Origin of the sequence: Streptomyces sp. NPDC090077 (genome assembly GCF_044747545.1) — a bacterium.
GTDB lineage: Bacteria > Actinomycetota > Actinomycetes > Streptomycetales > Streptomycetaceae > Streptomyces.
On record NZ_JBIVEG010000002.1, the window covers coordinates 1 to 11,092 of the forward strand.

Annotated in this window: 9 protein-coding genes and 1 pseudogene; 6 read left to right on the top strand and 4 right to left on the bottom strand. The window is 72.6% G+C overall.

Going from position 1 to position 11,092, the window contains the following annotated elements; genetic code table 11:
• The first annotated feature begins 505 nt into the window (after positions 1-505).
• From ACIPW5_RS04210 to ACIPW5_RS04225, 4 genes and pseudogenes are all read left to right on the top strand, one after another.
• Positions 506-1,319: pseudogene (locus tag ACIPW5_RS04210) on the top strand (IS5 family transposase).
• Positions 1,320-1,566: 247 nt separating this feature from the next.
• On the top strand, positions 1,567-2,439 hold the full coding sequence (locus ACIPW5_RS04215; RefSeq protein ID WP_401240134.1) for a hypothetical protein: 873 nt from the start codon (positions 1,567-1,569) through the stop codon (positions 2,437-2,439).
• Positions 2,440-2,991: 552 nt separating this feature from the next.
• Positions 2,992-3,216, top strand: coding sequence for a hypothetical protein (locus ACIPW5_RS04220; RefSeq protein ID WP_401240137.1), 225 nt, complete (start codon positions 2,992-2,994; stop codon positions 3,214-3,216).
• Between the two features lie 154 nt (positions 3,217-3,370).
• On the top strand, positions 3,371-5,242 hold the full coding sequence (locus ACIPW5_RS04225) for a hypothetical protein (protein WP_401240140.1): 1,872 nt from the start codon (positions 3,371-3,373) through the stop codon (positions 5,240-5,242).
• A 374-nt stretch (positions 5,243-5,616) separates the two neighbouring features.
• Here the strand turns inward: ACIPW5_RS04225 and ACIPW5_RS04230 are convergent, their stop codons facing one another.
• Positions 5,617-6,780, bottom strand: a complete 1,164-nt coding sequence (locus ACIPW5_RS04230; RefSeq protein WP_401240142.1) for a HEAT repeat domain-containing protein — start codon at positions 6,778-6,780, stop codon at positions 5,617-5,619.
• Positions 6,781-6,839: 59 nt separating this feature from the next.
• On the opposite strand from ACIPW5_RS04230, the gene ACIPW5_RS04235 reads away from it, so the two are divergent.
• Together ACIPW5_RS04235 and ACIPW5_RS04240 are read left to right on the top strand one after the other, a co-directional pair.
• On the top strand, positions 6,840-7,163 hold the full coding sequence (locus tag ACIPW5_RS04235; RefSeq protein ID WP_401240144.1) for a hypothetical protein: 324 nt from the start codon (positions 6,840-6,842) through the stop codon (positions 7,161-7,163).
• A 502-nt stretch (positions 7,164-7,665) separates the two neighbouring features.
• A complete protein-coding gene (locus tag ACIPW5_RS04240; RefSeq protein ID WP_401240146.1) occupies positions 7,666-8,268 on the top strand; it encodes an HD domain-containing protein in 603 nt (200 codons plus the stop codon).
• A gap of 140 nt (positions 8,269-8,408) precedes the next feature.
• Here ACIPW5_RS04240 and ACIPW5_RS04245 read toward each other — a convergent pair whose 3' ends face one another.
• The 3 genes from ACIPW5_RS04245 to ACIPW5_RS04255 all read right to left on the bottom strand — a co-directional run bounded on the left by ACIPW5_RS04245 (position 8,409) and on the right by ACIPW5_RS04255 (position 11,085).
• Positions 8,409-9,689: a serine/threonine-protein kinase gene (locus ACIPW5_RS04245; protein ID WP_401240149.1), complete on the bottom strand. Its 1,281-nt coding sequence runs from the start codon at positions 9,687-9,689 to the stop codon at positions 8,409-8,411.
• Between the two features lie 85 nt (positions 9,690-9,774).
• Entirely contained in the window at positions 9,775-10,857 is a 1,083-nt protein-coding gene (locus ACIPW5_RS04250) for a P1 family peptidase (protein ID WP_401240152.1), read from the bottom strand.
• Positions 10,858-10,866: 9 nt separating this feature from the next.
• Positions 10,867-11,085: an MbtH family protein gene (locus tag ACIPW5_RS04255; protein ID WP_401240155.1), complete on the bottom strand. Its 219-nt coding sequence runs from the start codon at positions 11,083-11,085 to the stop codon at positions 10,867-10,869.
• Between the last annotated feature and the right edge of the window lie 7 nt (positions 11,086-11,092).

Genomic DNA, 11,092 nt, shown 5'->3' on the forward strand with positions numbered 1-11,092 from the left:
GTGCCTCAAGCGCTTTGTCGCGCGCGAGGTCTACCACCACCTGACCAGTGCATTCAGCGGCACACCCGGGCCGTCTCCTACAACTTGACGATCTATAGAAGCTTCAGAGTCAAGCTCATCATGGTGAGGACACCGCCAGCGGGGCTGGCAAGGGCCGTTCGCCGTTTCGCCGCCGTGTGCGGGCGTGCTCCGCGGCCGGCACCTGGAGGAGTCGGCCGAGGCCGGTGGGAGGGTACCGAAGCCGGGAGCAGGACGGCGGACCGGCAGCCGGCTTCCGGACGCGTCCTCGGCAGCAGCGCGGCTCCCTCGGCCTCGAAGAGGGGGAGCCCGGTCACGCCGCCCTGGCGCGTGAAGTCGGCCTCGGCCACGCTCAGCGGGCGCAGGGGGCCGGTTCCGGCAGCGGCGGCGAATGGGACGCGGCGCGGCCCGGGGGCCTAGGCCGTTTCCTTCAGATCATCGGATCGTTGGTTGATGTGTGTCGTTGACTGATGTTTAGTGGGCCCGCATTGAGCCGTTGTTGCCGGACCGGGCCCCGAGGCGGGGCGGTCGGTGGCGTGATCACCGGCAGGTGATCGACGCGATCGCGTTCAAGTACCGGACCGGGACGCCGTGGATGGACCTGCCCAAGCATTTCGGCTCGTGGAAGGGCGCCCACAACCGGCTACGCATGTGGGCCGCGGACGGGACGTGGGAGAAGGTCTTCACCGCCCTACTCGCCCAGGCCGACACCGAGGGCGACCTGGACTGGGTCGTCGCGGTCGACTCCACGATCGTCCGCGCCCACCAGCACGCCGCCGGGGCCCGTCAAAAGGGGCTCCGGCCGGCGAGCCGGCCGACCATGCCCTCGGACGGTCCCGCGGCGGACTGACGACGAAGGTCCACCTTGCCGCTGACGGCCGCTGCAGGCCGCTGGCGTTCGTCCTCACGCCCGGGCAGGCCGGTGACGCACTCGCATTCGAGCAGGTCATGGCCCGATTACGGATACCCCGACGGATCGGTCGTCCCAGAGCCACGCCGGATGCGGTCCTGGCCGACAAGGCCTATTCATCCGGGCAATCCGCCGCCATCTTCGCCGGCGCGGGATCCGGGCGGTGATCCCGCAGCCTGCCGACCAGGCCGGCAACCGCAAGCGGCTCGGCAGTCGCGGTGGCCGCCCGCCGGCCTTCGACCGCGAGCCCTACAAGCAGCGGAACACCGTCGAGCGGTGCCTCAACAAACTGAAGCAGTGGCGCGGCCTGGCCACCCGCTACGACAAGACCGCCACCATCTACCTTGCCGGACTCCACCTCGCCGCCATCTTCATCTGGTCCGCAAGGTGATCCGAGGGAAACGGCCTAGGACTCCGGGGCCGCAGGCATCAGGGGTTCGCGACGCCGACGTGGCCGAGCGGATGTCGCGGTTCGTCGAGCGGGTGACCGGCTCGCCAGGCTGGGGCCCTCCGAGGCCGGCCTGGCCCGGGCTGCGTAGGGCCGGCGGCCGCCGGCGCTCGTTCAGGGCTGCCCGCGCAGGCCGCCGTCCCGGAGACCCGGGCGGCTCGGGAACTCGCAGATGTACGACCATGGTCCTGTGTCCGTGCCGCCCGCTCTGCATCCGATCCGCCTGTTCCGCCATGACGCCGGGGGCTTCGCCCACCGCCCCGATCTCCTGGACGAGCCGCTGTTCTGGTGGCAGCACCTGAGCGCCTGCCTCCGCGAAGGGATACCCCGGTCCTGGCTGGGGCCCCGCGACCCCCGCGCCGCCCGGGCGTTCTCGCGTGGGCTGTGGGCTGGGGCCGACCGGCCGGTGTTCACCGTTCCACTCGCCGGCGGCCTCCGCCTGCACGTGGTCTACCGGAACGACGACGAGGACGCCGCCGTCGACTACCTGGTCCACCACCCCGCCTGGGCGCAAGCCGAACCCCTCGCGCGGGACGCCGGGCACTGGCGGGGGCCGGGGCTGTCCTGGGACGAGCTGGCCGGCGCGGCCGACAACGGCCTGCCCGGCGGCACCACCACCGACCCCGGTCTCCGGATGCTTCTGCTGCTGCCCGCGCTCGGCGACCACGAGCCACCGTCCCGCGCGGGCGCACGGCTCGCGGCCTGTCTACGCGACCGCCTCGGCGTCCCCGAACCCGGCCGGCTGGCCGCGGCCGTACTGCGCCGCCAGGGCATGGCCGGCCCGTCCCGGTGGAGCACCGACGCCCGCGGCGTCCGCACCGACGACGGCGGCCACTCCTTCCGCAACCCGGCCAACCGGGACGCCCTGCCCGACTGCCGTCTTGCCCAGATCTCCGCGGCCCTCACTGACTGCCGAGCCGTCCCCCACCGCGACCACCGGCCGGACGACTGCCGGCCGGACGGCTGCCCGGCCACCCCCCGCTCCACCGCCGACTGCCCCCGCCGGGCCGCATATACGGCCTGGCTCACTGCCCTGACGGCGGATCCGGCACCCCCCTTCTAGTGACCCGAGTCAGAGATCTTCTGGTAGATCTCCCGGCTGCCCCGTCCGGGCGGGCCCGTCTGCCAACAGCCCGGAGCCACCCGGTTCGAACGTCGTATCTAGCAGAGAATCTCCGACTCAGGTCACTAGGCCGTCTCTGTCGGATCTTGACGGTCAGGCCCCGACCGCCCCCATCTACCTCGATCGGCTCCACGTCGCCGTCGTCTTCAACTGGTCAGTGAGGTGATCCGAAGGAAACGGCCTCGGTCAGCCGCTCCGCTCACCACCCCGCGCCCATCGGACCGAGCAGCGTCGCGCGGACCGGCTCCGCGTCGCGGGCCTCCACCACCGTCCGCGGCTACTGCTACGCGCTCGCGACCGGCGCCAGCGCTACGTCGAGCACACCTCCGCACAGGCGGGCGCCGTGGGTCGCCCGCAGGGGTTGAGACGCTCGTGAGACTCCGGGCGGTGTCGCCGCCCGTAGTGTCGCTGGTGTCCGCCTCTGACGTCAGGGGGCAGAGGCCCACCCCGCTGGGGTGTCAAGGATCGTGAGGGGAAATCATGATGCGACGGATGCGGATCGGCCTGCTCGGGGGAGCGCTGGGCCTGGGCGCGATGCTGCTCGCGGCCGTTCCGGCTTCGGCGGCGCCCGTTTCGGCCGACTCGCCGGGGAAGGTCCGCCTGGTGGCCGACGGGGCCACCGCTCAGGCGACGGCGGCAGCCGCCGGCTGCCGCTACGGGGGCTACATCATCTACTCGAACGGCCGGGTGGTGCACGTCATCATCTGCGATGACTGACGAGCTCCGTTGACGACCGGCTCCGGGAGGCCCCAGGCCTCCCGGAGCCATCGGAATGCCCTCTTCGGCCCCGTCCGACCCGTAGCATCACCGGAAGCGGACCGCACGCTCCGTGGTCCGCCCGCTACGGCGTCCGACGGCCGGGAGGTCCGCCATGGAACGAGGAACATCCGAGCCCGCGTTACCCCACGCGTTGCCCAACCCCGGGCAGGACGACGTCCGGGAACGGGTGACGAACCTCCTCACGACATCGGATCCACCCGCGGTCATCGCGATCGTCGGCCCCCTCGGGTCAGGGAAGAGCACCATCCTGAACGGGCTCGCCGCCGGCCGAAGGGTCCTCGGTGCCCGTCAGGACGATCTGGACGCCGCCCTGCGCGAGGCCTCCGACAGCGCGCACCCGGTCGTGTACGTCGACGACGCCGACGGGCCCGGCCTCGGCGGGATGCCGCGCGAGCGACTTCGCGGCTCCGACGGGCGCGAGGTGAACGTGGTCCTGGCGAGCAGGCATCCCCTGCCCGGCACGACCACCGTACGGGTCCCGTCCTGGACGGGCCCGCAGGTCCGCGAGCTGGCGGCCTCGCTCGGCGTGACGGCCGGCCTCGACCTCGTGGTGGCACTGGCCGGTGGGCTGCCCCTCGTCGCGGCCGCCCTGAGCCGGGCACTGCTCGCGCCGACACCGCCCGAGGTCCCGGGCGCCGTCGCCGACCGCGCGCTGCGCGAACTCCTGGCCGAAGTCCCCCTGGACCGGCCCCTGTCGGACGTGGTGGACGTACTGGCCGCCATCGGGCGCGCGGACGAGGAACTGCTCTCCGAGCTGGTCGAGCCGGCCGGAGCCCCGGACTGGTTCGCCTCGCTCACCGACCTCGCCCTGATCACGGTCACCGAGTGCGGGCCGGCCGTGGTCGAGCCGTACCGTTCCCTCCTCGACCTCCGCTACCGCTGGCGTCGCCCGGTCGCGCACCGGGCCGCCATCACCCGGGCCGCCTCCCGCAACCTGCGCCTGCTGGACGCGACCACCGACGAATCCCGCAGGCAGGCTCTGGCGGAGCACGCGCTTCACCTGACGGACGACCCCGTCATCCGTCAGGCACTGTTCCCGCCCGCTCCCCGCCTGCCCGCCGTACGCCCGGCCCGGTCGGGCGATCACGACCGCATCCTCGCCCTGGCGGACCAGTGGGCACGAAGTCTCGGCCACAGCACCGTCCGTACCGGACGGCTGCTCGACGCCTGGCTCCGGCACACCCCCGACGGCTTCCACGTGGTGTGCGACCACGCCGACGAAGCCGTGGGCATGAGCTACACCCCGCTGCTCGACGATGCCTCGATGGCCGTCATCGAACCGGTGACCCGACAGCACACCGACCGACTGGCCCTTGGCGCCGGCGGTTCCTTCATCGGCATGGCGGCGTACGAGGACGGACGACCGGAAGCGCACGCGGCGCTGCTGCGCCAGATCCTCGCGGACGGCATCGCCCGGCGGCGGATGGTCGTGGCCACGCCCTCGCCCGCATACCAAGGACTGGTACGTCGCCTCGGCTTCGGTTTCGTCGGCACTCCGCGCGGGGACACGTGCGACGGGGGACGCGCCGCGGAGATCCACGAACTGGCGTTTCCCACCCCCGACAGCCTGACCGCGTGGCTGGGCCGGATCGCGGCCACCGGCCTGACCACGTCGCCCTCGCCGACCCTGCGCTGGTACGTGGCGGAGGTCCGCAGGGCCCTGGAACACCTCGACGACCCCGTACGCCTCGCCCGGAGCCCCCTGCTGGCCTCGACGGCCGCCCCGACCCCCACGTCGCTGCGCCGCGTGCTGCTCGACGCCATCGGAGCCCTGAGCGCCTCCGACGATCCGCGCACCGCCCAGGCCGGCCGGATCCTGGACGCCTACTACGTGCGCCGCCGGTCCGACCACGTGGGCGTCGCACACCGCCTGCACCTGAGCCGGGCGACGTACTTCCGCCGCCTCGACCACGGCCTCACCCGGATCGCCGAGTCCACCTTCACCGGCAACCGGACCTGGTGACGCCCCGGCTCGGGCGGTCGTCGCGAACGGCTCGGTCCCCCGCCTCGCGGACGTCCCTTCCCTCCTCGGCGTGCCTTGAAGTCCCGCGTGTATCGGTGACGTCGCAGACGACTCGTTCCTCGCGCTGTGCGCGCGCTCGCCGCACGACACCCTGCGGCGCGGGATCTCGCCGTACGACCTGACGATGTTCAACACTCCCCTCGGACACATCGCGTCCACCACGATGCGCGGCCGGTGCGGGCGAGCGCGGCGAACGGCTGACGACCGCCGCGCACGCGCAACAGCGTTCCGCTGCCCACCGAGACCGGCAAGATCCAAGTCTCTCCGGTATCCGGCATCCGGGGTCAGGGCCCGTCCGCCGAACCGCAACGCTCTCAGAGCGTCGAGCTCAGGTCGATGCGGTGCGCGCGCATCCGGTGCGCGGTCCGCAGTCCCTGCTTGGCGGCGGTTGCCACGAGGCCGCCGAGGGTGGTTCTGGCGAGGTCGTGGGCGGCGAGGTGTTCCAGTGCTGGCAGGGCCCGGTCGTCGGCGGTGGAGCCGAGGGCGCGGCAGGCCAGTGCTCTGAGGTCCGGGTCGGGATCGGTGGTGAGGGCGATCAGGTCGTCCACCACCGGCGGGCCGAAGGCGGCGATCGCTGAGGTGAGATGGCCGGCCTTCGGGTTCCGGCGTTCGATCATGGTCTGCCAGAGCGCAGCGAGAGCCCGGTCGCCGCCGATTTGGCCGAGGGCCATGGCGGCTCTGCTGCGTACCCAGTTGGTCTCGTCGTGCAGCCGGGCTGCCAGCGCGGGCACGGCGGCGTGTTCCTCAAGGAGGCCGAGTGCCTCGCAGGCACCCTCGCGGACCATCGGATCGGGATGCTCCAGCAGGGCGGTGATCAGCGGAACGGCCCGGTGGAAGCCGAGTTCGGCACAGGCGAGCGCCGACCACCGCACCCCGCGGTGTCCGGTGTCGGCGAGCGCGCGCAGCAGGCCCGGTTCGACGCTCGCGTCGCCGAACAGGGCGATCCGGTCGAGTGCCTTGGTCCAGACGGTGACATCCTGCGTCCGGTGGTCGGAGGCGACCTCGGACAGGGCCGTCCGGGCCTGCGGATGGCCGAGCTCGGCCCACTCCAGCAGGGCGTCGATCGCCCGCAGCCGGATGGTGCGGTTGCTGCTCAGCTCGGCGGCGTGGACGGTGACGAGGGATGTCGGCCCGTCCGGCAGGTGGCCGAGTGCGTCCTCGAGCGGGCCGGCGAGTGGTGGTTCGAGCTCAACCAGCTGCAGGGCCAGGGGGCCGATGCGGGTGCCGACGTCCGCGTCGTAGTGGCCGTCGCCCCGCAGGTTGGCGGCCAGCTTGGCAACCGTACGGAATAGGAGCCATGCCGGGTCCGATGGGGAATCAGCGAGGGCGTCGAGTCGGCCGGACATCGCCGCGGTGACGGCGGCCGACGGGCGACCGGTGGCCTCCAGGACCACCTCAACCCAGGCGAGTGGCTCGCCCTGACGCTCGTAGAGCTGGCGGCCCCACAGGCGGAGGACGGCGTCGCGGTGGTCGGTCATCCCGGGATCGTTCCAGCAGGGAACACCGACAGACAACGGGTTTCCTCGCGGTAGGTCGGGTGCCAGATCATCTCCGCCAAGGTGGCGGAACCGTACCGGGGGGCTACAAGCCGGCCGTCTCCACGCTCACGCTGGAACTCGTCCTGCGGGGCGTCCGGGAGCGGCTCACGCTCCCGTTCGGCGGTGACCCGCAGCGACTCGCCGACGAGCTGAAGACGGTGCTCGGCCCGGCCGGGGCCGTGGTGGAGCTGCGCACCGAGCGCAGCAGGCGCGATCGGCCACGACCCCACTCCGTCTGGATTTCCGGCGGTTCGGCTTCGGCCGGCTCGGGGGGGGCGGCTGACCCCGGGCTGCCCGTGGCCCTCCCCGGTCGGGCGTGCTGAGCCGCCGGGTCGGCTCGCGGCCGCAGCCGGGTCTTCCGGCCACGGGTGGCGGGGGGTCGCGGCCGCGGAGGTTGACTGCACGGCGTGGTAGCCCTCGCTGAGAAGCACTCCTTCCGTGGCAGTGGCGAAAGGCCCCTACCCTCTCGGACGGTGGCCCTCCGACCAACGCCGTCGTCGTACACCGCAGGCCCGGGATCCGTGCCAGCCGTCACAGGCGGCAGGAGTCCGGGCTGCACCGCCCCTCGCCAGCGCTCGCACTGGCTCCGGGGCTGCTCGCCAGGCTGGAGCACCGCGGGCTGGTGAAGGAGTGGGAGCCCGGCCCCGCCGACGCCCCGACGCCCCGACGCCCGGCAACGTCGTACGCGCTGCCCTGGAACGCGTGGTGGGAGTGGAGGGCGGCCGTGGGGTACTGCTTCCCGATGCGGCAGTCGAGCAGCCGCGGCCGAGGGCCTGTCTTCGGACCTTGCCCACCTGCACACCAGGGACCAGTACCGTCACCTGGATGACTTCGATACGCTCCGACCTCCTGTCCCGCGCCCTTGAAGCCCCGACGGAGCCGCACCTGAGGCCGCTGCCACCCGTGGTCGCAGAGCTGCTGCGCTCGCTGGAGGCCCCGCCCCGGCTGGCGGCGCACCTGCGCGCGGTCCACGACGTCGCGGTCGAACTGGCCGACTGGGTGGCGTCCCGGTATCCAGGCCTGGCAATGGACCGCGACGCCGTCCTCATCGGTGCGGCAACCCATGACGTGGGCAAGACCTTGCACCCTGGCGAGCTCTCCGGGCCGGGATCAGCTCACGAGGCAACCGGCCGGGATCTCCTTCTGGAGCACGGCTTCGCGCCCGGCCTGGCCAGGTTCGCCGCCACCCACGCGACCTGGGACGGCCCCGACGTAACGATCGAGGACCTCCTCGTCAGCACGGCCGACAAGGTCTGGAAGGACAAACGCGTCCCCGAGCTGGAGGACAGGCTCGTACGGGTGCTGAGCGCGGCGACGGGGCGGGAGCTCTGGGAGGAGTACCTCGCCCTCGACGACCTCCTCACCCGTCTCGGCGCGGACGCCGACCGTCGACTGGCCTTCCAGGCGGCGTTCCCCATCGGCCGATGACCTGTCCGCATGCGGTCCCCAGCCGCTGGGAGCCCTCTCCAGGCCGGTGCCGCCCCGGACGAGGGACGTGACCTGTGGCGCCGGCCGACGCCCCGTCCGCGGCTACGGGACGTCGCCCCGCCAGGCGAAGCGGTGAGCCGTCAGGTCAGCGGTCTGAGGCACATGGAGACCGTATGGCCGTTGCTCGCCTTGAATCCGGAGACCTGCACGTCCGTGGAGGGTGTCCAGTCCGGTACGCGGGAACGGCAGGTGTCGGCACCGACAGGGGCTTCCGTCGTGTACAGGACCCGGTAGTTCGAGGCCCACGGCGCCGGTATCGAGCACGACGCGTTGTAGCTCCAATCTCCGTCCAGCAGGTTGACGCAGTCACCCTGTTCGGCGAAGGTGACCGAGCGCGCCCAGAGGGCGGCGACCGTCGTAGCCAGCAGCAGCATCATCAGCAGCAGGGCGCCACAGCCGACACGGCTGGCCAGACTCCCCCGGCGGGCCGCCGGCAACGGTCCCGGCGGCGGGGGCGGCGGCACGACCCTCGTGGCGGTTGCCCTTACCGGTGCCGTGGGCGTGGCCCGTTGTTTCCGGGCCGCCGCCAGCATCTCCAGCGCCTCGTCGATGCTCGGACGCTCGGCCGGTTCCTTCGCGGTCAGCGCGCTGATCAGGGGCGCCAGAGGTCCGGCTCTGCGCATCGCGGGAAGCGGCTCGTTGACCACTGCCATGATCGAGTCCACCGGCTCGTCGCGCCGGAAAGGCGAGTAGCCCTCCACCGCTTCGAACAGGACCACCCCGAGAGAGAACAGGTCCCCGGAGGGGAGGTCACCCGTGCTCGTCCTGCTGCGCTCGGGAGCGGCGTAGGCCCAGGAGCCGAAGAGCTCGCCCGACCTCGTCAGGACCGTGCCGGCGGATGTGAAGCTCTTGGCGAGCCCGAAGTCCGCCAGCACGCACCGGACGAAGGCTCCCCGGTCGTCGACCATGATCAGGATGTTCTGCGGTTTGACGTCCCGGTGGACCAGGCCGATGGCGTGTGCTGCGCTCAGGGCAAGCAGCGTCTGCTCGGCCAGGTCGGCGGTGAACCGTTGCGTCGCACCGCCGGGGTGCTGGTTGAGGTATCCGGCCAGAGAAGTGCCCCGAACCAGCTGCATCACGATCCAGGGGATGCCGTTCTCGGTGACGATGTCGTGGACCGAGACGATGTTGGGGTGGTCGGACAGCGCCGCCGAGTTGGACGCTTCACGACGGGCGCGCTCGATGAAGCCGGGGAGGTCGGCGGGCGGTATCCGGTCGGTGAACACCTCCTTGACCGCGACGGTGCGGCCGAGGTGGGTGTCGTGCGCCATCCAGACCCGGCCGAAACCGCCGGAGCCGAGTTCCCGCATCAGGCCGTACCGGCCGCCGCCGATCCACTTCACGACCGGTAACTCCGACACGGCGCCCCCCAGGTCGTCGGATTCAAACAGAAGTGCCGCACAGCCTAGGGGGTGGGAAGCGTCCCTCGGACGTCTTGGGGTCGGATCAGTCCGGCTGGGGCGAGGCGCAGGGTGAGGGTGCGGTCGGTGTGGGGGTGGGTGGTAGGCGGTGCAGGAAGTCGGCGGGGAGGGCGTGCAGGGTGTGGCCGTGGAGGCCGGTGGTGGTCTCTGCCGCCAGGAGGGAGTTGAGGACGGACTCCTCCACCGCGTCCAGGACGGCCTCGAACACCGGCCCGAGGGCGGAGTCCGGTACGGAGCCGCTGCCCGGGCGGGCGGTGCCGAAGGCGACGGCGTAGTCCCCGCTGCCGTGGCCGTACGCCGCTCCCGTGCGGGCCAGCGCGAACACCGCGCGCCGGGCGAGCCGGGTGAGCTGACGGGCGTCGAGCGGGGCGTCCGTGGCGACCAGGATCATGCAGGAGCCGGTCTCGGGGACCGGTTCGGCCGGCCGGGTGCCCGGCAGACCCAGCGTGTCGGGGGTGACGTCGTGGCCGAGGACCCGCAAGGTGCCGCCGAAGTTGGCCTGCACCAGTACGCCGACGGTGACCGGGCGGCCGGCGGTCACCGGCGTGCGGGAGGCCGTGCCGATGCCCGCCTTGAAGCCGAGCGCGCCCATGCCGGTACCGGCGCCGACGCAGCCCTCGGCCACCGGGCCGTCCGTCGCGCCGTCCAGGGCGGCCCGTACGTGCTCCTCCCGGACCGGGCGGGTGCGGATGTCGGAGAGCCAGCCGTCGTTGCACTCCCCCACCACCGGGTTCAGGCTCTGGGCCCGGCGGCCCTCCGGGCGGTCCAGCATCCAGCTGACCACCGCGTCCGCCGCCCGGAAGGCCGAGAGGGTGGAGGTGAGGACCAACGGGGTTTCCAGCGTGCCGAGTTCGGCCAGCTGGGTGGTGCCGATCAGCTTGCCGTAGCCGTTGCCGGTGAACACCCCGGCGGACAGGGGCCGGTCCGGCCCCACCGCCCCCGGCAGCACTGCGGTCACCCCGCTGTGGACCCGGGGCGGCCGGCGGAGCGTGGTGTGCCCCACCCGGACCCCGGGTACGTCGGTGATCGCGTTGTGCGGGCCGGTCGGGAGCCGCCCGATCACGAGGCCGAGGTCGCGCGCGCGGGGGCGCGGCTGGTGGTCGGTCACGGGTGCCGCCTACGCGTCGGTTCCGTCCATGGCCCGGCGCAGGCTCGCCGGGCGCATGTCGGTCCACACGGTGCCGATGTGGTCGAGGCAGGCGCCGCGCGGGCCGGTGAAGCCCTCCCGTCGCCAGCCGGGCGGGTCCTCCCGGTCCGCGGGCCAGACCGAGTACTGCTCCTCTTCGTTGACGACGACCCGGTACACGGCGGTGTCCTCCTGTGCGGTGTCCTGCATCTGTGCT